Here is a 22,925-nt window from a genome sequence, read left to right on the forward strand (position 1 = left end):
ACTTAATTTAACATAATAAGTGCATTGTTTACTTTAAACTGTATAAATTCAAATTTACCTTCAACTATGTTTCAGCCCCTACAATACGCTTTTACTGGGATCGTAAAAGCCACACAAGACTTGAAAAGAAGTTATAGTACGCTCACGGCTGCTCATTTTTTCGCCACTCTTCATGTGATGATTTTAATAACTCCATCAATAATAAAAAATCTTTTAATAAGTATCTTTGTTATTAAAGATTTTATTAATACCTTTAAAGATACCAGAACAATGTGGGCACGAAGCCACAACCACGACCGCTATGTCACAATCCTGCGCCACAACCAATAACCCCACACCCATAAAAAAAGCGGCCCTAAGGCCGCCAAAACCCTCAACTGCAGTGAACATTGAGGAAGGAGGATAACAAACGGGTTAGCCTTTCACGCCGCCGGCCGTCAGGCCGCTGACCAGCCAGCGTTGTGCCAGCAGGAACACCAGCGTAATCGGAATTGCAGATAGCACCGCCGCTGCGGCAAAGTCGCCCCACAGATAGTTTTGCGGGTTGAGATATTGCTGCATGCCGACCGCCAGCGTGTAGCTATTCACATCGCGCAGCAGCAATGAAGCGACCGGCACTTCGGTGACGGCGGCGATAAACGCCAGAATAAACACCACCGCCAGAATCGGCACCGAAAGCGGCAGCAGCACCAGCCGGAACGCCTGCCACGGCGTAGCGCCATCCAGCGCGGCGGCTTCTTCCAGCGAACCGTCGATGGTTTCGAAATAGCCTTTAATGGTCCAGACGTGCAGGGCGATGCCGCCGAGATAGGCAAAGATCACGCCGCCATGCGTATTCAGGCCGATAAATGGCAGATATTGTCCCAGGCGATCAAACAGCGCATAGAGCGCGACCAGCGACAGCACGGCTGGGAACATCTGGAAAATCAGCATGCCTTTTAACAGCGTGGCGCGCCCGGCAAAACGCATGCGCGCAAAGGCATACGCGCAGGTGGTGGAAAGCGCCACAATGCCAATCGCGCTGATGGCGGCGATTTTCACCGAGTTCCACAGCCAGAGCAGCACCGGGAAGGGCGGCGGCGTCACGCGGCCATCGGCGTGCTCCACGCTGAAACCTAACGCCAGCTGCCAGTGTTCCCAGGAAATCTGCTCCGGGATCAGCGAGCCGGTGGCGAAGTTACCGGCGCGCAGTGAGATAGCGAACACCATCAGCAGCGGAAACAGAATTCCCGCAATAAATGTCAGCAGCAGCAGATGCGTCATCAACAGACGCAGCTTTTGCGATTTGGGTTGCACCATAGCCATAACGCCTCCTTAATCGAATTTCATCCGCACGGCTTTGAGATTGATCACCGCCAGCGCGCCCACCAGCAGGAAGATCAGCGTGGCAATCGCCGCCGCCAGACCAAAGTCCTGACCGCCGCCACCTTCAAACGCAATGCGCCAGGTGTAATTGACCAGCAAATCGGTGTAACCCGCTGGCGTGGTAGTGCCGATACGATCCGGTCCGCCGTTGGTCAGCAGCTGCACCAGCACGAAGTTATTAAAGTTAAAGGCAAAGCTGGCGATCATTAGCGGCATCAGCGGCTTCAACAGCAGCGGCAGGGTAATCAGGAAGAAGTTCTGCAGCGGCCCGGCACCGTCCATCGCCGAGGCTTCGTAGAGATCGTCCGGAATCGCTTTCAGCAGCCCCATGCAGAGAATCATCATGTAGGGATAACCCAGCCAGGTATTCACGATGACCAGCATGGTGCGCGCCAGCGTCGGATCGCTGAACCACGCGGGCTGAAAGCCAAACAAGGCTTTCAGCATCACGTTGATTTCACCGAAGCTCTGGTTGAATAAGCCTTTGAAGATCAGTATCGAGATAAACGCAGGCACGGCGTAAGGCAAAATCAGCATCACGCGATATACCGCTTTGCCTTTCAGCGCTTCCCACTGCACTAAGCAAGCCAGCATCATGCCGACCGCCACGGTGAAAATTACCGTCACAAACGAAAACAGCAGCGTCCAGCCAAAGATCGCCAGAAACGGTTTTTGAATCCCTTCATCGGTAAACACGCGAATGAAATTCTTCCAGCCGGTATTCACCGTAAAGCCCGGACTCAGCGCCTCGCCGCTGCTGTTCTGATAGAAACCGCTTTCACGATTGGCCTGATAAAGCGCGCCTCTTTGCTGATTTTTCAGGTCGCCGTTGGCTTGCAGTACATACAACGGGCGCGTGCCGGAGAACTGACGCAGTGAGCTCATCACCACCATACGACCATCCGGCAGTTCGGCCTGAATCTGGTTCAGCGCCTGACGATTGGTGGTGACGATGCGCAGCGTGGCGCGTTCACCCGGCGGTGGCGGGGCGCTGGTCAGTTTCAGCTTCTGCGATCCGCCAAAAGCAAACGCAGGCGAGACGAAGGTTTGTCCGTTGGCGGCTTCGGTCAGCACCAACTGCCAGCGATCGCCCGCCGGGATCAGCGAGAAGTTCAGCGCCGAACCATCCTGATACTGACGGCTCAGCAACACCTGTTGCGCACGTTCCAGCGTCAGCTGGTTGGTGCTGCTGTAGTTGGTAAAGGCAATCGCCACGGTACAGGCGAGGGGAAACAGTACGAACAGCGCCATACCGGCGAGTCCGGGATAGACATAGCGCCAGGCATAAGCGCGACGGTTGGCATAAATCCAGATGCCGACGGCGCTGATAATCAGCGTCACCAGCGCAAACAGATATTCACCTTTTGCATACATCAGCACGAGCAGATAGCCGACCAGCAGACAGCAGATACCGAGAAAAAGAGCCTTCAGCACGGCGCTGAACCGTGCTGTTTTCGGTTTTCCTGACATGATGCGGTTTTCCTTAACAGCCAGTAACGAGCCGGATTGCGCCGGCTCTGGTAGAGAGGATTACTTGTTGAGTCGTGCCTGCGCATCTTTCAGCGCCGCATCAACGCTTTGACGTCCACTCAGCGCATTCAGCGTGGCGGTGCGCATCGCGTACCAGAAGGCGGCCATCTGCGGAATGTTCGGCATGATGTCGCCGTTGCGCGCGTTGGTCATGGTGGCGGCGATACGCTCATCCTTCTCCAGCGTCTGCTGGAACGATTTCAGCGCCACCGCGCCGAGCGGTTTGTCTTTGTTAACCGCATCAAGACCGGCGTCGGTCAGCAGGTAATTCTCCAGGAACTCTTTGGCCAGCTCTTTGTTCGGACTGGCGGCATTGATGCCGGCACTCAGCACGCCGACGAAGGTTTTGGAGTTTTTGCCATGCAGCGTGGGCAGCAGCGTGACGCCGTAGTTGATTTTGCTCTTATCGATGTTGCTCCACGCCCACGGCCCGTTGATGGTCATGGCGGTTTGCCCCTTGTTAAAGGCGGCTTCGGCGATGGAGTAATCGGTATCGGCATTCAGCGTTTTGGCCTTCACCTGATCGACAAGGAAGCTCATGCCCGCTTTGGCACCCGCGTTATCCACGCCGGTATCTTTCACGTCGTAGCGGCCATCGTTGAGCTTAAAGGCATAAGCGCCGCCCGCCGCCAGCAGCGGCCAGGTGAAGTACGGCTCCTGCAGGTTAAACATCATGGCGCTCTTGCCCTGCGCGCGCATTTTCTTATCGATGGCGGCGATCTCTTCCCAGGTTTTTGGCGGCTCAGGCAGCAGATCTTTGTTGTAGATCAGGGATAAGGATTCAACCGAAATCGGATAACCGATCAGCTTGCCGTTGAAGCGCACCGCGTCCCAGGTGAAGGGGAAGATTTTCTCCTGGAAGCGCGCATCCGGCGAAATCTCCGCTAACAAGCCTGACTGCGCATAGCCGCCGAAGCGATCGTGCGCCCAGAAGATGATGTCCGGGCCGTCGCCGGTGGCGGCCACCTGCGGATACTTCTCTTCCATTTTGTCCGGATGCTCAACCGTCACTTTGATGCCGGTTTCCTGCTCAAACTTTTTACCCACTTCAGCCAGGCCGTTATAGCCCTTGTCGCCGTTGATCCAGATGACCAGCTTTCCCTCTTCAATCTTTGCAACGGCAGAAGCTGAAAACAGCACGGCCGTCAGGGCGGAAAGGGCAAGAATGCGTGCACCGGTTTTCATTGTCATAACTCCATCCTGTTAGCGGAAACGGAAATCGTTTTACCTGCCACATTGTGAGTATCTACCGCCGCTTCTCATCCTCCCCGGCTCTACGCCTGCTTATCACCTGATGTGATCTGCGTTGCAAAACCACCCGGTTATCACGGGCTGGCGCACACAATCGTCGCTCTGCTCTGCGTCATAGCTCACAAAAATGGTTGCCTGCCGCGTTTTATCAGGCAGGTCTGCAAGATCTCCTCCTCCCGTCTCCTCCCCCACGCTGACGCCGTGCGGTGGAGGATGTCGGCGGTTATCTCCTTGCCCATAGTGGTCGCCGGGGTCTGTCCGCCGACTTGCGGACAAGGAATAGCAAGCTGAGAGGAAAGCATCATGTCGAGCGTTACGTTGCGCAGTGTCTCCAAGGTGTGGGGCGAAACCGAGGTGTCGAAAAACATCAGCCTTGAGATCGCTGAAGGCGAGTTCGTGGTTTTTGTCGGACCTTCAGGCTGCGGCAAATCGACGCTGCTGCGCATGATTGCCGGTCTGGAAACCATCACCAGCGGCGATCTGTTTATTGGAGACAAACGCATGAATGAGGTGCCGCCCGCCGAGCGCGGCATCGGCATGGTGTTTCAGTCCTACGCGTTGTATCCCCACCTTTCGGTGGCTGAGAACATGTCGTTCGGCCTGAAGCTGGCCGGCACGCGCAAAGCGGAGATTCAGCAGCGGGTCAATCAGGTGGCGGAAGTGCTGCAGCTGGCGCATCTGCTGGATCGCCGTCCGAAAGCGTTGTCGGGTGGTCAGCGTCAGCGCGTGGCGATTGGCCGTACGCTGGTGGCGGAACCACGGGTGTTTTTACTTGATGAGCCGCTCTCCAACCTTGATGCGGCGCTGCGCGTGCAGATGCGCATCGAGATCTCACGCCTGCATAAGCGTTTGAAGCGCACCATGATTTACGTCACCCACGATCAGACCGAAGCGATGACGCTGGCCGATAAGATCGTGGTGCTGGATGGCGGCCACGTTGCCCAGGTCGGCAAGCCGCTCGAGCTGTATCACTATCCCGCCAATCGTTTTGTTGCCGGTTTTATCGGCTCACCGCGCATGAATTTCTTACCGGTAAAAGTCACCGCTACCGCCATCGATCAGGTTCAGGTGCGTTTGCCCAATACCCAGTTGGTGTGGCTGCCGGTCGACAGCGCCGGTGTGCAGGTGGGCAGCAACATGTCGTTAGGCATTCGTCCCGAACATCTGCTCTCCAGCGATATCGCTGACGTCACCCTCGAAGGCGAGGTGACGGTGGTGGAGCAGCTGGGACACGAAACGCAAATTCACATCCAGATTCCCGCCATTCGTCAAAGCCTGGTTTATCGCCAGGAGGACGTCGTGCTGGTAGAAGAGGGCACCCTGATGGGCATCGGCCTGCCGCCAGAGCGTTGCCATCTTTTCCGTGAAGATGGCAGCGCCTGTCGCCGGCTACATCAGGAACCCGGTGTTTAGCCCTGCAAAACAATAAAAGCAATGACCTCAGGAGATAGAAAATGTTAACTCTGCGCAAACTCCCTATCGCGGTTGCTATCGCGGCAGGCACGCTCGCTGCCCCATCGATGGCAGTCGATTTTACCGGCTATGCCCGTTCCGGCATCGGCTGGACCGGCAGCGGCGGGGAACAGCAATGTTTTCAGGCCACCGGCGCTCAAAGTAAATACCGTCTGGGCAACGAATGTGAAACCTACGCTGAGCTGAAGCTGGGCCAGGAAGTATGGAAAGAGGGCGATAAGAGCTTCTACTTCGATACCAACGTCGCCTATTCGGTTTCTCAGCAGAATGACTGGGAAGCGACCTCGCCCGCGTTCCGCGAAGCCAACGTCAAAGGCAAAAACCTGATCGACGCGCTGCCGGGTTCCACCATCTGGGCCGGTAAGCGTTTCTACCAGCGTCATGACGTGCATATGATCGACTTCTACTACTGGGATATTTCCGGTCCTGGTGCCGGTCTGGAAGATGTCGATCTCGGCTTCGGCAAACTCTCTTTTGCCGCCACGCGCTCCTCCGAAGCGGGCGGTTCTTACACCTTCTCCAGCGATCAGATCCGTGATTACGCCACCAGCACCGCCAACGACGTGTTTGATGTGCGCCTCGCAGGTCTTGAAACCAACCCGAACGGCGTGCTGGAGCTGGGCGTCGATTATGGCCGCGCCAACGCGCGTGACGGTTATCGCCTCGAAGATAACGCCTCCAAAGATGGCTGGATGTTCACCGCCGAACATACGCAGAGCATGCTGAAGGGTTACAACAAATTCGTGCTGCAGTACGCCACCGATGCGTTGACGTCGCAGGGCAAAGGGCTGCCGCAGGGCACCAACATCAACAACAGCGGCAGCATGTATCGCGTACTCGATCACGGTGCAATTAGCCTCGCCGATCGCTGGGATCTGATGTACGTCGCCATGTACCAGAACACCGATCTCGATAACAACCGTGGTACCGAGTGGTACACCGTGGGCGTGCGCCCCATGTACAAATGGACGCCAATCATGAGCACGCTACTTGAAGTGGGCTACGACAACGTGAAGTCGCAGCAGGTTAACGAGCGCAACGGCCAGTACAAAGTGACGCTGGCGCAACAGTGGCAGGCGGGCGACAGCATCTGGTCGCGTCCGGCACTGCGTCTGTTCGCGACTTACGCCAAGTGGGATGAGAAGTGGGGTTACAGCAAAGACAGCTCAGGTGATTTGACCTCCTTTGCTTCTAACGACAGCAGCGGTAACGGCATTCTGACCAACAGCCGTGGCAACGACGATGAGGTGACATTCGGGGCGCAGATGGAGATTTGGTGGTAATGCACCCGCATGTGGCTTAACTGAGACGATCTCTTTTCGGCGCGGCGCGCCATTGCCTGGTTCGCGCCGCCGCCTGACAGTTTTTGAGGTTATAAAATGAGAATGAAAAAAACGGTTTTTGCGCTCTGCCTGAGCGCCGCGCTGCTGGCCGGCCAAAGTTTACCGGCGCTCGCGGATGTCAATCTGGTGCCACAGGATCTCTCTGCCGCGCCCACATTCCCCGCCGCCAGCCTGCAAACGCTGAGCTGGCTGCCGGTCGATACCTCCCGCACGCAGGTCACTACGCTGAGTGAGAGCCATAGCAATCTGAATGCAGCGGGCGTGACGGGTTCGGTGGCTGCCTACAGCTTGCCAGCCAATATCGGTGAACTCACCATTACGCTGAGCAGTGAAGTGAAACAAAATCAGGTGTTCGCACCGAATGTGCTGGTGCTGGATGAGAACATGCGTCCGGCGGCCTGGTTCCCGGCGCGCTTTTTCACCTATCAGCAGCCGGGCGTGATGGCGGCGGATCGGCTGGAAGGTGTGATGAAACTGACGCCTGCGCTGGGTCAACAAAAGATTTATCTGCTGGTATTCACCACCGAGAAGGATTTGACCGAAACCACCACGTTATTGGATCCGGCGAAAGCCTACGCACGCGGTACTGGCAATGCGGTGCCGGATATTCCCGATCCGATTGCCCAGCACAGCCGCGATGGCACCCTGAAACTGAAAGTGAAAACCAGTTCAGGTTCATCCATTTTGGTTGGACCGCTGTTTGGATCATCGAGTCCTGCGCCGGTAACGGTAGGCAATACGCAGCCGGTTGCGCCGGCGACTTATCGTGCTGCACCGGTTTCGGATGCAAAACCTAAACCGATCATGACGGATACCGAAGGTTACTTTAATCAGAACATCCGCGAAGCCGTTGAGAAGGGCAATATCGATAAGGCGTTGAAGCTGCTGGATGAGGCTGAGCGTCTAGGCTCCACGTCGGCCAGACAGGTGTTTATCAGCAGTGTTAAAGGCAAGGGGTAATCCGCCCCGGCAGTGCTGATTTGTCCCATCTGGTGCGCTTCGGCGCACCTTTTTTTGCCAGGTGCGCATAAATGCGCACCCTACAAAACCCGGTTCCGTCATTGCATATGCCACGAATCCCGTAGGGTCGCCGTTTATGGCGACCAGGTTCAGATGAATGCCCAATCAAACCCGCTTTCGCCGTTGATCGATATCCTCTAACAACGCATTGATCTGCGGATCGGCAAACATCTCCTCCAGCGAGGCGCTGAGTTTACGCCGCCAGTTGGGATATTGGCTGGTGGTGCCGGGAATATTCACCGGGGAAGCCATATCCAGCCACTCTTCGGGTTGCAGGCCCAGCAGCGCGCTATTGCTGTCGGCCAGATAACGCTGCATCGCCGCACTTAACCCGCGATCCATCACCTGCGGTTCGGTCTGTTTGGGCAAGCAATTACTGCGTTGCAGGCTCTTGAACAGCGCGCGGCGCGCGGCTAAGCGTGACTTATTCAGCCCGGTAAGAATTTGCTTATCAGGATAAAGCCCCAACTCGCTGCCCAGCCGTAAATCGTCGCTTTGCCACCAGCCGCGCAGTGTCGGCATATCGTGGGTAGTAGCGACCGCCATCGCCTGACGCGGCCAGCGGGCGGGGGCGCGAAAGGCCACTTTGGACGTCTGCTCAAAATAGAGCACTTTGTAGGAGTAAACGCCCGCCTGGTAAAGCTTGCCGATGATCTTCTCCGGCACCGTACCCAAATCCTCACCAATTACCATGCAGTGATGACGCTGGCTCTCCAGCGCCAGAATCGCCAGCAGATCGTCGATGGGATAATGCACATACGCGCCTTCCGCCGCGCTTTCGCCCTGCGGGATCCACCACAGTCGCAGCAGCGCCATCACGTGATCGATGCGCAGCGCGCCGCAGTCGTGCATGTTGGCGCGCAGCAGATCAATCCATGGCTGGTAGGCGCGCGCCTGCATAATCTGCGGATCCATCGGCGGCAATCCCCAATTCTGGCCCAGCGGGCCGAGGATATCCGGCGGCGCGCCGACGCTGGCCTGCAAGCAGTAAAGCTCGCGATCGCTCCAGGTTTCCGCGCCGCCCTGCGCCACGCCCACGGCCAAATCGCGGTATAAGCCAATCGGCATCGCCTGCTGCTGGCACACCGCCCAGCAATCGGCGAACTGGCGCGCGGCCAGCCATTGCAGCCACAGATAAAAGCGCACGTCATAGGTGTGTTCGATGCGAAATGCGCGCACCGCTGCGCTGTCGGGCGACTGCAACGCCGCAGGCCAGGTTGTCCAGTCGTAACGCTGAGGATCTTCGGCGATCTGCGCAGCGTGCAGCGCATCAAACACGCCCTGATGCAGCAGACTTTCACCGCCTTGCTGCATAAAACGTTCAAAGGCGACAACCAGTCCATCATCCGCGCCGCGCTGCCTGAACTGCTGCCAGGCAAGGCGCAGCGCCTCCAGCTTGAGGTGAGTGACCGCTGAATAATCGACCCACTCAGCGTCCCGCGCCGCCTGTAACGCCTGCTGCGTGCTGGTCGCCTGCCACCAACGCTGGGCCTCTTCACTCAGCGCAAAATCCTCAACGGCGGCAACATCGATATACAGCATATTGAGCCAGCGCCGCGACGAAGGGCTATACGGACTGGCGCTTTCCGGCGTTGCCGGGAACAGCGCATGCAGCGGGTTCAGCCCAATACAGGCACCGCCGCGCTGCGCGACCTCAACCAGCATCTGCTTTAAGTCGCTGAAATCGCCGATTCCCCAGTTGGACGCCGACCGCAAGGTATACAGCTGAATGCAGGCGCCCCACAGCGATTGCCCTTGCTGGATGGCTGGCGGCTCGTAACAGCGCACGGGCGCGACAATAATCCGGCAGTGAAATGCCTGCTGTTGGGCGTTAAAGCTGAGCTGGTGATAACCCAAAGGCAGCCTAGGCAAAGCGATCGATTGGTTGGCGATTGCGCGACCTTGCCAGCGTTCGCCCTGTTCCGCGATCAGCTGCCATTCGCCTGTTATGCCGGGCGCAGGCAGCACAATCTCCGCCTGTTCTTCCTGCACGATCAATACCGGCGGCAGCGGCGAAGCGTGCGGTTGCGTGGGATGCATCGCCGCCAGCAAACGCTGGCGGGTAACGGCAGAAACCGATTGCAGCTGGCCGTGCGCGTCGATGTATTCGCTGGCGATTTCGGCGGTTGGCGTGATAGTGCTGTTCATCGCGCGGCCTGCCAGATGCGTTGCTGATAGTCGCGGATGGCGCGATCGGCGCTGAACATGCCGCAGCGCGCGGTGTTGAGAATTGCGGCGCGCGTCCAGCCATGCTGGTCGGCCCACAAGGTTTCAGCCTGCGCCTGCGCGTTGAGATAGTGACGAAAATCGGCCAGCACCAGATAAGGATCGCCGCCTTTGGCGCTCAGGCTGTGCAGCAGCGGCTCGAATGCGGTGACGTCGCCGTCGCTAAAGGTGCCGTCTTCTAACGCTTTCAATACCCGATCCAGCTGCGCATCTTTTTTGCGCCACGCGTCAGGCGAGTAACCTCCTGCTTGCAACGCGCTGACCTGATCAACGGTATGACCAAAGATAAAGATATTGTCGCGCCCAACCTGCTCAGCGATCTCCACATTGGCGCCATCCAGCGTGCCGATGGTTAAGGCGCCGTTCAGCGCCAGCTTCATGTTGCCGGTGCCGGATGCCTCTTTGCCAGCGGTAGAAATCTGCTCGGAGAGATCCGCCGCCGGAATCAGGCGCTCGGCAACCGTAACGTTGTAATCAGGCACAAACACCACTTTCAGGCGATCGCCAATGCGCGGATCATTGTTGATGGTGGCCGCCACTTTGTTAATCGCGTAGATGATGTTTTTGGCCAGCACATAACCCGGCGCGGCCTTGGCACCAAACAGCACCACGCGCGGCGTCAGGTTGGCCTGCGGATCGCTCACCAGCGTTTGCCACAGCGCGATAATGTGCAGCAACGCCAGATGCTGACGCTTGTACTCGTGCAGGCGCTTGATCTGCACATCAAACATCGCCTCAGGATTCACCTGGATGCCGGTGCGTTCTGCGATCCATTGCGTCAGCGCAACCTTGTTCTGCTGCTTAATGGCGCGATACTGCGCCTGGAATGCGGCGTGATCGGCGTAGGTTTCTAACGTTTTCAGCTGATCGAGATCGGTGATCCACGGCTGATCGAGGGTTTGGCTGATCAACGCCGCCAGCGCCGGATTGCACTGATTAATCCAGCGGCGCGGCGTGATGCCGTTGGTGACATTATGGAATTTCTCCGGCCACAGCGCGTGATATTCCGGGAACAGATCTTTCACCACCAACTGCGAGTGCAGCGCCGCCACACCGTTCACCGCAAAGCCGCTGGTGACGCAGAGATTGGCCATGCGCAGCTGGTTATTGTGAACCAGCGCCAGTTTCGCCCAGGTCACTTCGTCGCCCGGCCAGCGCGCTTCAACCTGCTTTTTCAACTGAGCATTGAGTTGGGTAACGATCAGCATGTGGCGCGGCAGCAGGGCGCGCACCATGCGCACATCCCAGCACTCCAGCGCTTCAGGCATCAAGGTGTGATTGGTGTACGCAAAGGTGCGCTGGGTAATGTGCCACGCCTCGTCCCAGCTCAGCGCGTGTTCATCCAACAGCAGGCGCATCAGCTCGGGGATCGCCAGCGTGGGATGGGTATCGTTGAGCTGAATCACCTCATAATCTGGCAAGCTGGCAATGCTACGACCGGCGCGCTGATGACGGCGCAGAATATCCGCCAGCGAGCAAGCGCACTGGAAATACTGCTGCATCAGGCGCAGCTTTTTGCCGTTGTCGTGATTGTCGTTGGGGTAGAGCACTTTAGTGAGTTTTTCAGCTTCAATGCCCGGCTGCTCGGCGCGCAGAAAATCCCCGTTATTGAAGCGCTGCAGATTAAACGGCTGCGCATGTTTCGCCTGCCACAAGCGCAGCGGCTGAGTGACGCCATTCTGATAACCGACCACCGGCAGATCCCAGGCTTCGCCGAGAATTTGCACCGCCGGCTCCCAGCGCGCAACGCCATTATGGGTGCTGACTTTGCCGCCGAGATGCACCGGCACAGTTAACGCCGCGTTGTGGTTAAACCACGGATAGCTGTCGCGCTGCCAGTCATCCGGCATCTCCTGCTGCGCACCATCAACAAAGTGCTGGCGGAACAGGCCGTACTGATAATTGAGTCCGTAGCCGGTGGCGGGTTGTCCCACGGTTGCCATCGAATCGAGAAAACAGGCGGCGAGCCGACCCAAACCGCCGTTGCCCAGCGCCGGATCGGTTTCACACGCTTCCACGTCGCTCAGCGTGATATTCCACTCGGCCAGCGCCTCGTTCACCTCGTCATACCAGCCAAGGTTGAGCAGATTGTTGCCGGTGAGACGACCAATCAAAAACTCCATCGAGATGTAGTTAACGTGACGCTGCGGCGTGGCCGCAGGCGGCGCAGGCATCTCCGCCAGCATGTCGGCCAGTGAGCCACTCAGCGCCTGCCACCATTGGTTTGGCGTCATCTCTTGCGCATCGTGCAGACCAAAACGTTGCCATTGTCGGGTTAGCGCGTGTTTAAAACGGGTGCGGTCAAATTTCATAATCAATCCTGTCAGGGCGGAGGTGAATGTGCTTCATTCTGCGCGTCAGCTATTACGCGCTCCTCCTCCTGCACCAAATTCAGCGGGGAGGATGAGCGGGGAGGAGGGGCTGAGGGAAATCTTAAAGTGTGACAGGAATGTGATAACCGTCGCTTTTGTTAAGACTGCTTAATGGGTTAGCTTGCATTAGGTAAACGAATATCTGAACGTATGTGACTATTAATTACGAAGCGTAAAATAATGATGCGCCACGTTTAGGGAGAAGCGTTTACCGATGTTAATACCCTCCAAACTTAGCCGACCGGTCCGCCTTGAGAACACGGTTGCGCGCGAGCGCCTGATGCAAAAACTCGGCGCGGCGGGCAATTACCGTTTGGTGTTGGTGACCAGTCCGGCGGGATATGGCAAAACCACGCTGATCTCGCAATGGGCGGCGGGGAAAGCCAATCTGGGCTGGTATTCACTGGATGAGGGCGACAATCAGCCTGAACGCTTCGTCGATTACTTAATCGCGGCTCTGCAACAGGCAACGCAGGGCGGCTGCGCCTCCAGCGAAGCACTGGCGCAGAAACGTCAGTACATTAACCTGAATGCGCTGTTCGCCCAGTTGTTCAGTGAGCTGGCGGCTTGGCAGCAACCGATTTGGCTGATCATCGATGATTACCATCACATCACTAATCCCGCAATTCACGACGCGATGCGCTTCTTTTTACGCAACCAGCCGGAAAATGTGACGCTGATTCTGCTGTCACGTAATCTGCCGCAGCTCGGCATTGCCAACCTGCGCGTGCGCGAACAGCTGATTGAATTAGGCAGCCAGCAGCTGGCGTTTACCCATCACGAAGCCAAACAGTTTTTTGATTGTCGCCTGACGACGCCGCTGGAATCGGAAGAGAGCGGGCGTTTGTGTGATGACGTGGCGGGTTGGGCGACGGCGTTGCAGCTGATCGCGCTCTCGACGCGTCAGGGTGCCAGCTCCGCCCAGGATTCCGCGCGCCGTCTTTCCGGCATTAACGCCAGCCATCTGGCGGATTATCTGGTTGAGGAAGTGCTGAACAACGTGGATAGCGCCACACGACAGTTCTTACTGAAAAGCGCGCTGCTGCGATCGATGAACGATACGCTAATCGCCTGCGTAACCGGCGAAGAACAAGGGCAGATGCGGCTGGAGGAGATTGAACGTCAGGGCCTGTTTTTGCAGCGTATGGATAACTCGGGCGAGTGGTTTAGCTATCATCCGCTGTTTGGCAGTTTCTTGCGTCAGCGCTGTCAGTGGGAACTGGCGGCGGAACTGCCTGCGCTGCATCGCGCGGCGGCTGAAAGCTGGATGCGGCTGGGTTTCCCTGGCGAAGCGATCCATCATGCGCTGGCCGCCGGTGATGCGTTGATGCTGCGCGATGTGCTGCTGCAATACGCCTGGACGCTGTTTAATCAGAGCGAACTCACGCTACTGGAAGATTCTCTCAAGGCACTGCCATGGGAGATTCTGCTGGAAAATCCAAAGTTAGTGCTGTTACAAGCGTGGCTGATGCAAAGCCAGCACCGGTTTTCCGAGGTGAGCAGTTTGCTCACGCGTTTTGAGCACTCCTGCAGCGAACAGATTGATGATGTGCTGCGCGGCGAATTTAACGCGCTGCTGGCGCAGGTTTCGATAAATGACGGTAACGCCGAAGAAGCCGAGCGGCTGGCGATGCTGGCGCTCGACGCGCTGCCGGAAAGCCGTCAATACAGCTGCATTGTGGCGACGTCGGTATTGGGCGAAGTGATGCACTGCAAAGGCGAGCTGAGCAGTTCGCTGAAGCTGATGCGCCAGACCGAGCAGATGGCGCGCCGTGAGGAAGCGTGGAATTACGCGTTGTGGAGTCTGATTCAGCAGAGTGAGATTCTCTTTGCGCAGGGGTTTTTACAGTCCGCATATGAGATACAGGAGCGGGCATTTGTGCTGGTGAAAGAGCAGCATCTGACACAGTTCCCGATGCATGAATTCCTGCTGCGAATTCGCGCGCAACTGTTGTGGGCGTGGGGCCGGCTTGACGAAGCAGAACAGGCGGCGCGCGAAGGGATAAAAGTGCTGAAAGGCTATCAGCCGCAGCAGCAGATTCAGTGCCTCGGTTTGCTGGTGCAGTGTTCACTGGCGCGCGGCAATCTCGATAATGCGCGCAGCCACCTGAGTCGGCTGGAGAATTTGCTCAACAACGGATCGCTGCACAGCGACTGGATCGCCAATGCCGATAAGGTGCGGGTGATTTTCTGGCAGATGACCGGCGACAGCCAAAGCGCCAGCAGCTGGATGCGCCAGACGGCAAAACCGGAGTTCGCCAATAATCACTTCCTGCAAGGGCAGTGGCGCAACGTGGCGCGCGCGCAGATTCTGTTGGGAAATATGAGCCAGGCCGAAGTGGTGTTGGATGAGCTGAATGACAATGCGCGCGCGCTCAACCTGATGAGCGACATGAATCGCAATCTGCTGCTGTTAAATCAGATTTACTGGCAAACCCAGCGCAAAGCGGAAGCACAGCAGGCGCTGACCGAAGCGCTGAAACTGGCGCGCAGCACAGGTTTCGTCAGTCATTTCGTAATTGAAGGTGAAGCGATGGCGCAGCAATTGCGCCAGCTGATTCAGCTCAACACGCTGGATGAACTCGATAACCATCGCGCCAGACGCATTCTCAGCGAGATTAATAAATATCATCGCCATAAGTTTGCCCATTTTGACGAAGGCTTTGTGAGCCGCCTGATTAATCATCCCGATGTGCCGGAGCTGATTCGCACCAGCCCGCTAACTCAACGCGAATGGCAGGTTTTGGGGCTGATCTATTCGGGATATAGCAACGATCAGATCGCTGGTGAGCTGGATGTTGCGGCCACCACCATCAAAACGCATATTCGTAATCTGTACCAAAAACTCGGCGTGACGCACCGCGCGGAAGCGATGAATCAGGCGCAATCGATGCTGCGGATGATGGGGTATGTTTAAGGCGGACAGCGGCTCGCGGTTCAGACATATTCCAGAAAATAATGTCCCTCTGAAGGGGAGCGGATATACGCAAACCCAGACACGCCCAAGTGCATACCTGCAATCAATAGGTTTTCTCGTGAAGCGCGCTCAAGAATTGCTCTTCGTGTTTGCTCTGCCTGGTCAGGATCGTAATCGAAGGCGATTGAAACTTCCGGATGGGCAATTTGAATATGCGGATAATGCGTAATATCACCCCAAATCAGTAATTTTTCATCGCGTGAATCTATCAGGTAGCCGCTGTGACCAGGCGTATGTCCCGGTAGGCTGACTGCAGTGATATCTTCAGCAATCGCTGTTTCTTCCGTAAATCGAACAGTTGAATAAGCTTCGAACGTGCGACGAAACAGCGAACCATTCATCAGTGCGCGTTCACTCAGGCTAGTTAATTTTTCATTATCCAGCCAGAAGTTTGCTTCTGCTTTGCTAATGTAGAGTGCTGCATTTCGGTAAGCGGGTCGCCCATTCTCACCCAGCAGACCGCCAATATGATCGGGATGTGCGTGGGTCAACAACACGGTATCAACCTCGTCAGGCATGATGCCGGATAAAAGGAGGTTTCGTCTTAATTCTCCACCGATATGATTGAGGTTTCCCATACCCGAATCGATCAATATTATTCGTCCCGTTCCACGGATGAGATAGCTATTAATTTGGATATCATCCGCTGCTTTTATTCCGGCGTGTTGCTGTATATTTACCGCTGCTTCAGGTTCTATTCCAGATAACAGACTCAGGCTGGCTTTCATCACGCCATCACTAAGCGCAGTGACCTTATAATTGCCGATATCCCTTGTGCTGAATACGTTCGTCAAAATTACCTCGTCAAATGTAGATAACAAAAATAGAAGATGACTCTGTTTGCTTAATTAAACGTCGCATTACTTAAGATGTTGCGACAATATTTATTGTGTGGCTATCATCATTCTCGACTGAGTTGTGACCGGAAAAGTTATGGACATTAAGTTATTGCGCTCTTTTGCTCTCGTCGCCGAACTCGAGCACATCGGTCAGGCAGCTGAGAAATTGCATATTTCAGCATCCCCCTTGAGCCGCCAGATTCAGCAACTGGAAGATGATTTAGGTGTGGCACTTTTTCATCGGGAAAAGAAACGCCTCTATCTCAGCGCCGAGGGCAAGCAGTTCCTGACAGAAGTGAAGGCATTGCTTTTGCACCATGATCGTCTGAACGGACTGGGTAAAAGTTTGAAGAATGGTCAGTCAGGCAGGCTTGATATTGGCTATGTCGAAGCGGCCATTCACTCACTTCTGCTTCCTGAAAGCCTTGCCCGGTTAAATTGCTCGTCAAAAGTTGATATACAGCTCCATGCCTTACGCTCACAGGCACAAATCGATGCGCTAGCGAATCATGCGCTGGATCTGGCACTGGTTTATAACGAGCCCGAAGAGGATGACTGTTTTGCCTTTCAAAGCGTGTTAGTTGAGCCGGTGGTGCTGGCTATGCCAGGAGAACAGGCAATTAGGGATCCCAGACCTGAGCAGTTACACATGAAGCGCTGGATCGCCGATAAGCAAAGTCTAAATACGGCAGTGTCCAACCGCTTGCTTGAGGTGTGTGAAGGGAGTGGGTTTACGCCTGATATTCGGCTTGAGGTTAGTGGACCACTGGCGGCGCTCTCCTGTGTTGAAGCAGGGCTGGGATTTACCTTTATTCAGCGAAGTCTTGCGCGGCTGGCTTCGTCGTCGGTCATTGTTGTTGAAGTACCCTGGCTGGCGCTGTATGTGAATCTCTATGCGGTATGGCGGAGAAATGAGGCCAAACCGCTGGTCAGCCGCTTACTGACGGCATTGAGGGAACACGTTCCCTCTTGATGTTAATGTGATAGCCACTCTTCGCGGGTCAATTCCCACAATTCATAATCGAGAACACCCGCGACATACTCTTTTTTGCCGGTTTCTATCAGACGCATGCCGGATTTACGTGAGATCTTCACTGAGCCTGTATTCACCGCCGCTTTTGGCACACGTAATACTTCGCGGCCCAGCGTTTTAAACCAGAAATCATTCACGGCGTTGCACGCTTCACTCATATAGCCACGTTGCTGCCACTCAGGTACCAGCCAAAATCCGCGGTTATCATTTTCTGCATCGCGCAGTTCGATCAGACCGATCAATTCCTCAGGCTTCTCCTGACGTCTGATACTCCAGCACCAACCTCGACCTTCCTTAACGGCGGGCAACACCACGTTATCAACGTAATTCTGTGCGGCACCTTCAGGATAAGGCCAGGGCACGGCAGCATTGAGATAACGCACGATCTCCCAGCGCGGAAAGGCGATTTGCATCGCCTGCCCATCACCGCTTTCCAGAGGCTTCAGGATTAATCGTTGCGTTTTGATTTCTGGCGTCATAGTTCCTCCATTTAGCACGTCATCGTCAATTAAGGATTGTCCCTGTTATCCAGCCGTAATTGCATGAATGTCAGATCCAGCCAGCGGTGAAATTTCGTTCCTACCTGATGAATCTGTCCGGCGTCGGTAAATCCTAACTTACGATGTAACGCGATTGAAGGTGTGTTTTCAGACTCAATACCCGCCACCATCACGTGTTTTCCCTGCGTGGTTGCGTACGTGATAAGTGACCGCATTAAGGCCAATCCAATACCTTTCCCCTGAGCGGCATTATGGACATAGACCGAATGTTCGACCGTATAACGGTATCCATCCCAGGGACGCCAGTCACCATAGGAAGCGTAACCGAGCGCGATATCCTCTTCATTTACGGCGACCAGAACCGGGAATCCTGCTGATTGCCGATCCAAGAGCCATTTGATTCGGTTTGCAATATCTACCGTTTTATCGTTCCAGATGGCTGTGCTGTTCAGCACTGCATCGTTATAAATATCCGTGATTACTGGTGCATCTTTTTCAACTGCCGAACGTATGTTCACCATAGACACCTCGCTTGTATGCCACTAAAGTAGACCCTCCGTACACTATCTTATATATCTACTATGTCAGACGAAAAATCCACTAAAGAAGATGATTTAAACGCGCGAATTGGCAAAAAAGTGAAAGCTGAAAGGGAAAAGCGCAGTTGGTCACTGACCGAATTGGCTGAGCAGTCTGGCGTTTCAAGGGCGATGATCCATAAAATTGAACGTGGCGAAAGCAGTCCTACGGCGACGTTGCTGGCACGTTTGGCGGGTTCGTTTGATATGAGCATGTCGCAATTGATCGCGTTGAGCGAAGTGCAGACTGGCACATTACTGAAACAGCATCAGCAACCGATTTGGCAGGATCCTGAGACGGGATATATCCGACGACATGTGTCGCCGGGGCAAATACCGCTCGATCTTGTCAGTATAGAATTGCCGCCCGGCGTTAGCGTGCCGATGCCGGTAATTTCCTATCTGTCGCGCCGTCAGCTTATCTGGATTTTAGAGGGCGAACTGAGTTTTCATGAAGGCGAAAAAATCTTTGAAATGCAGACGGGTGATTGTCTTGAACTGGGTGATCCCGCCGACTGTATTTTCAGGAATGACTCGGAACAACCTTGTCGCTATGCGGTGATAGTACTCAAATAAGGTCAGCAGCAGTTGAACATCCATGTTTAAAGGACCTAAAACTGCCGCCTGGATTGTGCTTTAATGCGCGCACCAGTTCCTGAGCGAATTAATTCCGCCATCCGGTGAGGTAAAGCCAGCGCAGCCTAATATCGAGTCGAATAACTTCTCATGGAATACCGGCGTTTTGTCGTTCTGCAATTGCTGCAGTTTGGCAAATGACGCTTTGTTATTACTGTCACTTAAAAACTTATCGGATGCCCAAACCATAATTGGCACCGTGCGTTGCGCCATCGGCGCATGATCGCGTGGCGTGCCGTGGAAATGCAGATTGTCGGAAATCGATTCTCCGTGATCGGAGGCATAAAACACGATGGCATTTTTATCTTTCAGGCTATCGAAAGTCTGCTTAAGGAAATAATCAGTGTACAAAAGACTATTATCGTAAGAGTTGATCATCTCCTGCGTGCTACAGGCATCATCAATGCCCTGACACTCCGGTGTGTAACGCGCGAATGCACGTGGATAGCGTTCGGTATACATATAATGTGAGCCTTTGGTGTGAAGAATTACAATATGTTTACCCTGCGGATGGCGCTGAATGGAGTCCTGCAGTTCATTAATTAACGCCATATCATCCACCGGCTTACCGACATTACGCTTCTCCGCCTGAATAGATTCGCGCATTGAATAACTGTCGGCCATGACTTTGTTATAGAACCAGGCTTCGCTCTGCATGGAATAGAGATCTTCCGAGAAACCTTGCTTCTTCATCACTGTGAAAACATTCATCTCTTTCAGCGTGCGCTGCGGAGCTTCTGAGGCGCCGCCTTCTCTGACAAACATACAGCGCAGCGAGAGCTTGGTTGAGGTATCACAAGAATAACCCTGCAAGTGAACGAGGTTTTTTTCGTGATCGAGATAAGGTGTATTATCGCGATCGTAACCGTATAAACCCATATGATCGCGGCGGGCACTTTCACCAATCACAAACACAATATACAAATTATCCGCATTTTTTGGTGGAACGTATTTAAAGTGCTCAGCGGGATCGTAAAGATTACGGTTGTCTTCAGCCTGACTGAATGAACTGTATGCCAGCAAGCCAACGCCCGATAACCAGTTAGAAGGCGAATAGGTGCCGGCAACAATGCCGCCGTAGCTGGCCATCATGCGATTATTTTTCTTATCCTGCTCATCCTGCACCTTACCCATTAAATTCAATGGCAACCAGCAACCTAACGCGGCAATAACAATGGCGATGGTTTTATAAGACCAATAACGCTTTTTGCTGATATTTGAAACGGTATTACTGCGCACTCCGCGCCAGATTAGCCATAGCGGAATGACGTTGATAATTACCATCCACAGCACAAAGTGCCAGCCAACGGATTCCTTAGAAAGATCCAGTGAATCGGTGGCTAAAACGGCGGCGATGATTCCATAACCAATATCAATATTAAAGAAAATCATGTAATAACTGGCCGCGCTGGAGAAAATTACCAGCATGGTCATCAATACGCGCGACAGATATTTTCCGGTTAATGAGGTTAACAACGTTAATAGCATCACCAAACAAAATGCAGCGATGACCTCAGTCACTAATGAAAGGGTATTATCAAACTGCAATTGCGTATAGCGGCGGATAAAAATCGGAATATTAAGCAGTACGCCGATATAGAGCGAAATAAACGCCGGTAGATAAAACTGTTTAACCCAACCCTTTTTAAACATGTATTCCTCGTTCTTATAATTAACAACTAAATCACTTGCCTGTAAATTGACAGCCCTAGGTAAGAGGATGGATTTGGGGATCAGTTCAACCATTTCTGGGCCTAAAGTATGTTATAATGTAACAACAAAATTCAGGCGCTTATGCCTCAGTTAGGGCACATCCAACCGCCTTACCCGCAGATTTCTAATCAATGCAGTGAAAATCCTCACTCTATATATGCATTTTTTTCACCATTACACCTGGCATGCGTAATCACCAATGTAAGTATTATTGGTTAAACTTAAGGAATGACTGCCTATTTGTGTTAAGGAGGGATTTCATGATTTTTAAAATTGAATAATCAGGGAATTAATATTTTTATAATAAGCCAGGAACTTTCTTATTGTTAAGGTGATATTCTGCACAAAAGAGCTTACACAAATCTTACAATCAATTTCGCTTAAGTCTTATTATGATGGCAAAAACAGGGATGTCACTGGCGCTGAGCGTCGGTCTGATCACAACTTCTGCATTGGCGGCGCCGTTAAATCCCGGCGATCGTGATTATATTCAAAACCAGCAACAGCAACGTTTGCAAAATGACCAGCAGCAGCGTGACGCATTGTGGAATGCTACCGCGCCGCAGAGCACACCAGCAGCGGATTCCGCTCAGGCCGGCCCCTGCTTTCCGGTGCAGCAAATCGCTATTCGCAACGCCACGCTGATTTCTGTTAGTCAGCAGCAATCGCTGGCCGCTCCTTATATTCATCGCTGCCTGAACTTAACCGAAATTAATTCGCTGGTGCATGCCATTTCTGACTGGTATATGCAGCGCGGCTATATCACCAGCCGGGCATTTTTAATTGAACAGGATTTATCGCAGGGTCAGTTAATTATTCCGGTGCTGGAAGGGAAGCTGGACGCCATTCGTCTCGACGGCCAGCTTCCGCGTTCATTACGGATGGCGTTTCCGGGTCTGGAAGGCAAGGTGCTTAACCTGCGCGATATTGAGCAGGGCATGGAGCAGATTAACCGCGTGCGCGCGACGCCGGTGCAGATTGAAATACAGCCATCGCCTAAAACCGGTTATTCGGTCGTCAATCTAACGGCCAAACCGGAATTCCCGCTCAGCGCATCGCTGGGGTTTGATAACAGCGGACAGAAAAGCACCGGCGTTGGCCAGCTCAACGCGTCGCTGACGGGGAACAATCTGCTGGGACTGGCTGACCGCTGGTTTATCAGCGGCGGACGCAGCAGCGCCTTCAGCGACTGGCGTGATGCGCAAAACCTGCAGGCCGGCGTCAGCGTGCCCTACGGATACGGCTTACTCGATTACACCTACAGCTGGAGCAACTATCACAGCAGCTTCGTTAACAACGGCTTTACCTGGTTGAGCAACGGCGACAACGTGTCGCACCGGCTTAACGGTTCGTGGGTGCTGTTCCGCAACGGCGATATCAAAACCGGCGTCCAGCTCGGCCTGAATCACTACTCCAGCCACAACTATCTCAACCATACCCTGTTGCAGAGCAGCAGCCGCAAAATCACCAGCGCGCAACTGGGACTCAACCACACGCAGAAAATCCTCGGCGGCGTCGCTACGCTCAACCCGACGTTCAGCCGCGGCATGCCGTGGTTTGATGCCGAAGATGACGCGGGAAAAACCGGCGATTTGCCCAAAGCACAGTTCCGCAGGTGGAGCATCAGCGGCAGTTTCCAGCGCCCGCTGGCTGACAAACTGTGGCTGCTGAGCAGCATTTACGGCCAGTGGTCGCCCGATCGGCTGTACGGCAGCGAACGCCTGACGCTGGGTGGCGAAAGCTCGGTGCGCGGTTTTAAGGAGCAGTATCTCTCCGGAGATGCCGGTGGCTATCTGCGCAACGAGCTGAGCTACAGCCTGTTCACGCTACCCGTTCTCGGCGACGTCAGCGCGCTGGCCGCCATCGACGGCGGCTGGTTAAAGCGCGACGCGCAGAACCGCGAGTCCACCGGCACCTTGTGGGGCAGCGCGGTAGGTCTCAGCACGCGCGGCCGTAACTTCTACACCCAGTACACCGTCGGCATTCCGCTTAGCTATCCCGGCCATCTCCAGCCGGATCACCTCAGCATTTACGCCCGCGTCGGGCTGGTTTTCTAAGAGGCAAAGATT

At 54.6% G+C, this 22,925-nt stretch carries 16 protein-coding genes; 7 read left to right on the forward strand and 9 right to left on the reverse strand.

Annotation, left to right across the window (positions count from 1 at the left end):
* Positions 1 to 414 precede the first annotated feature (414 nt).
* Genes malG through malE form a run of 3 tightly spaced genes read right to left on the reverse strand, consistent with a single transcriptional unit; the run spans position 415 to position 4,086 of the window.
* Positions 415 to 1,305, reverse strand: a complete 891-nt coding sequence (gene malG, locus K5Y30_RS17380) for a maltose ABC transporter permease MalG (protein WP_101761284.1) — start codon at positions 1,303 to 1,305, stop codon at positions 415 to 417.
* A gap of 9 nt (positions 1,306 to 1,314) precedes the next feature.
* The gene (gene malF, locus K5Y30_RS17385; RefSeq protein ID WP_222212447.1) at positions 1,315 to 2,835 is read right to left on the reverse strand and encodes a maltose ABC transporter permease MalF; all 1,521 of its coding nucleotides are present in this window, start codon (positions 2,833 to 2,835) and stop codon (positions 1,315 to 1,317) included.
* 60 nt (positions 2,836 to 2,895) lie between these two features.
* Positions 2,896 to 4,086 carry a maltose/maltodextrin ABC transporter substrate-binding protein MalE gene (gene malE, locus K5Y30_RS17390; RefSeq protein ID WP_222184228.1) on the reverse strand — a complete coding sequence of 397 codons (1,191 nt, stop codon included), beginning with the start codon at positions 4,084 to 4,086 and terminating at the stop codon, positions 2,896 to 2,898.
* Positions 4,087 to 4,449: 363 nt separating this feature from the next.
* Between malE and malK the strand changes: the two genes are divergently transcribed.
* The 3 genes from malK to malM all read left to right on the forward strand — a co-directional run bounded on the left by malK (position 4,450) and on the right by malM (position 7,922).
* Complete coding sequence (gene malK, locus K5Y30_RS17395) at positions 4,450 to 5,559, forward strand: maltose/maltodextrin ABC transporter ATP-binding protein MalK (RefSeq protein ID WP_222212449.1); 1,110 nt, start codon at positions 4,450 to 4,452, stop codon at positions 5,557 to 5,559.
* A 41-nt stretch (positions 5,560 to 5,600) separates the two neighbouring features.
* Entirely contained in the window at positions 5,601 to 6,902 is a 1,302-nt protein-coding gene (locus tag K5Y30_RS17400; protein WP_137387053.1) for a maltoporin, read from the forward strand.
* Between the two features lie 96 nt (positions 6,903 to 6,998).
* A complete protein-coding gene (gene malM, locus K5Y30_RS17405; RefSeq protein WP_110867146.1) occupies positions 6,999 to 7,922 on the forward strand; it encodes a maltose operon protein MalM in 924 nt (307 codons plus the stop codon).
* A gap of 165 nt (positions 7,923 to 8,087) precedes the next feature.
* On the opposite strand, the gene malQ is transcribed toward malM, so the two are convergent.
* Together malQ and malP are read right to left on the reverse strand one after the other, a co-directional pair.
* The gene (malQ, locus tag K5Y30_RS17410) at positions 8,088 to 10,130 is read right to left on the reverse strand and encodes a 4-alpha-glucanotransferase (RefSeq protein WP_222212451.1); all 2,043 of its coding nucleotides are present in this window, start codon (positions 10,128 to 10,130) and stop codon (positions 8,088 to 8,090) included.
* The gene (gene malP / locus K5Y30_RS17415; protein WP_222212453.1) at positions 10,127 to 12,520 is read right to left on the reverse strand and encodes a maltodextrin phosphorylase; all 2,394 of its coding nucleotides are present in this window, start codon (positions 12,518 to 12,520) and stop codon (positions 10,127 to 10,129) included. The genes malQ and malP overlap by 4 nt, the downstream gene beginning before the upstream one ends.
* 274 nt (positions 12,521 to 12,794) lie before the next feature.
* On the opposite strand from malP, the gene malT reads away from it, so the two are divergent.
* A complete protein-coding gene (gene malT, locus K5Y30_RS17420) occupies positions 12,795 to 15,497 on the forward strand; it encodes an HTH-type transcriptional regulator MalT (RefSeq protein WP_222212455.1) in 2,703 nt (900 codons plus the stop codon).
* A gap of 20 nt (positions 15,498 to 15,517) precedes the next feature.
* Here the strand turns inward: malT and K5Y30_RS17425 are convergent, their stop codons facing one another.
* Complete coding sequence (locus tag K5Y30_RS17425; RefSeq protein ID WP_255602589.1) at positions 15,518 to 16,351, reverse strand: MBL fold metallo-hydrolase; 834 nt, start codon at positions 16,349 to 16,351, stop codon at positions 15,518 to 15,520.
* Between the two features lie 139 nt (positions 16,352 to 16,490).
* Between K5Y30_RS17425 and K5Y30_RS17430 the strand changes: the two genes are divergently transcribed.
* A complete protein-coding gene (locus K5Y30_RS17430; protein ID WP_222212457.1) occupies positions 16,491 to 17,369 on the forward strand; it encodes a LysR family transcriptional regulator in 879 nt (292 codons plus the stop codon).
* A gap of 2 nt (positions 17,370 to 17,371) precedes the next feature.
* Here the strand turns inward: K5Y30_RS17430 and K5Y30_RS17435 are convergent, their stop codons facing one another.
* Both K5Y30_RS17435 and K5Y30_RS17440 read right to left on the reverse strand, forming a co-directional pair.
* Positions 17,372 to 17,908, reverse strand: coding sequence for a GNAT family N-acetyltransferase (locus tag K5Y30_RS17435; RefSeq protein ID WP_222184242.1), 537 nt, complete (start codon positions 17,906 to 17,908; stop codon positions 17,372 to 17,374).
* 29 nt (positions 17,909 to 17,937) lie between these two features.
* Complete coding sequence (locus K5Y30_RS17440) at positions 17,938 to 18,447, reverse strand: GNAT family N-acetyltransferase (protein ID WP_304465974.1); 510 nt, start codon at positions 18,445 to 18,447, stop codon at positions 17,938 to 17,940.
* 63 nt (positions 18,448 to 18,510) lie between these two features.
* Between K5Y30_RS17440 and K5Y30_RS17445 the strand changes: the two genes are divergently transcribed.
* On the forward strand, positions 18,511 to 19,083 hold the full coding sequence (locus tag K5Y30_RS17445) for an XRE family transcriptional regulator (protein ID WP_192235175.1): 573 nt from the start codon (positions 18,511 to 18,513) through the stop codon (positions 19,081 to 19,083).
* Positions 19,084 to 19,143: 60 nt separating this feature from the next.
* Here the strand turns inward: K5Y30_RS17445 and eptB are convergent, their stop codons facing one another.
* Positions 19,144 to 20,796: a kdo(2)-lipid A phosphoethanolamine 7''-transferase gene (eptB, locus tag K5Y30_RS17450; protein WP_222212459.1), complete on the reverse strand. Its 1,653-nt coding sequence runs from the start codon at positions 20,794 to 20,796 to the stop codon at positions 19,144 to 19,146.
* A 452-nt stretch (positions 20,797 to 21,248) separates the two neighbouring features.
* On the opposite strand from eptB, the gene K5Y30_RS17455 reads away from it, so the two are divergent.
* Complete coding sequence (locus K5Y30_RS17455) at positions 21,249 to 22,913, forward strand: ShlB/FhaC/HecB family hemolysin secretion/activation protein (protein WP_222212461.1); 1,665 nt, start codon at positions 21,249 to 21,251, stop codon at positions 22,911 to 22,913.
* Positions 22,914 to 22,925: the final 12 nt, after the last annotated feature.

This window comes from Pantoea sp. DY-5 (assembly GCF_019795955.1).
GTDB lineage: Bacteria > Pseudomonadota > Gammaproteobacteria > Enterobacterales > Enterobacteriaceae > Pantoea > Pantoea leporis.

Excerpts from the sequence above, each read along its gene's own strand:
- malG (WP_101761284.1), bottom strand. The coding sequence starts at position 1,305 with ATGGCTATGGTGCAACCCAAATCGCAAAAGCTGCGTCTGTTGATGACG.
- malF (WP_222212447.1), bottom strand. The coding sequence starts at position 2,835 with ATGTCAGGAAAACCGAAAACAGCACGGTTCAGCGCCGTGCTGAAGGCT.
- malE (WP_222184228.1), bottom strand. The coding sequence starts at position 4,086 with ATGACAATGAAAACCGGTGCACGCATTCTTGCCCTTTCCGCCCTGACG.
- malK (WP_222212449.1), top strand. The coding sequence starts at position 4,450 with ATGTCGAGCGTTACGTTGCGCAGTGTCTCCAAGGTGTGGGGCGAAACC.
- K5Y30_RS17400 (WP_137387053.1), top strand. The coding sequence starts at position 5,601 with ATGTTAACTCTGCGCAAACTCCCTATCGCGGTTGCTATCGCGGCAGGC.
- malM (WP_110867146.1), top strand. The coding sequence starts at position 6,999 with ATGAGAATGAAAAAAACGGTTTTTGCGCTCTGCCTGAGCGCCGCGCTG.
- malQ (WP_222212451.1), bottom strand. The coding sequence starts at position 10,130 with ATGAACAGCACTATCACGCCAACCGCCGAAATCGCCAGCGAATACATC.
- malP (WP_222212453.1), bottom strand. The coding sequence starts at position 12,520 with ATGAAATTTGACCGCACCCGTTTTAAACACGCGCTAACCCGACAATGG.
- malT (WP_222212455.1), top strand. The coding sequence starts at position 12,795 with ATGTTAATACCCTCCAAACTTAGCCGACCGGTCCGCCTTGAGAACACG.
- K5Y30_RS17430 (WP_222212457.1), top strand. The coding sequence starts at position 16,491 with ATGGACATTAAGTTATTGCGCTCTTTTGCTCTCGTCGCCGAACTCGAG.
- K5Y30_RS17435 (WP_222184242.1), bottom strand. The coding sequence starts at position 17,908 with ATGACGCCAGAAATCAAAACGCAACGATTAATCCTGAAGCCTCTGGAA.
- K5Y30_RS17445 (WP_192235175.1), top strand. The coding sequence starts at position 18,511 with ATGTCAGACGAAAAATCCACTAAAGAAGATGATTTAAACGCGCGAATT.
- eptB (WP_222212459.1), bottom strand. The coding sequence starts at position 20,796 with ATGTTTAAAAAGGGTTGGGTTAAACAGTTTTATCTACCGGCGTTTATT.
- K5Y30_RS17455 (WP_222212461.1), top strand. The coding sequence starts at position 21,249 with ATGATGGCAAAAACAGGGATGTCACTGGCGCTGAGCGTCGGTCTGATC.